Raw genomic sequence first — 450 nt, forward strand, 5'->3', positions numbered from 1 at the left:
ATTTAGTAAAGCCAGCCTCGATGCTGCCAAATCACGGAACTGACCTGATGTTTGAACCACCACGTCAATACGTGGGCGGCCAAGTTCAGAAGAAGAAATCAAGCGCAAATCGCCAACACGTCCAAAAGCATCCCAAATGGGAGCAACGCCCAACATATACAAAGCTTGAGCAATTGTAGCTCCTTCAGTTTCAATAAACTCGCTACTCCAAAAAGTATAGCTCACCTTGCGAGGTAACTCCCCATTGCGCTCTATGTATGTTTCTAACGTTTTTTGTGCCAGTAAAACACCTTTATCCCATGCACTTTCAGAAGGTGTTGCCTCGGCATTTACGCTGAACAGATTGCGCCCTGTAGGTAATGTGTTTGGATTAGCCACGGCATCACCTCCCGGCGATGGAGCAATGTAGCCTCCATTTAACGCATTAACAAGGGCGTTTAACTCTCCTTG

The 450-nt window shown here is 46.7% G+C and carries 1 protein-coding gene; it reads right to left on the reverse strand.

Annotated elements, in window-relative coordinates:
* The coding region (locus tag C6366_RS21065) for a cobaltochelatase subunit CobN (protein WP_199221607.1) at positions 1-450 on the reverse strand (450 nt) is incomplete at both ends.

The sequence above is a fragment of the Desulfonatronum sp. SC1 genome (genome assembly GCF_003046795.1).
Lineage (GTDB): Bacteria > Desulfobacterota > Desulfovibrionia > Desulfovibrionales > Desulfonatronaceae > Desulfonatronum.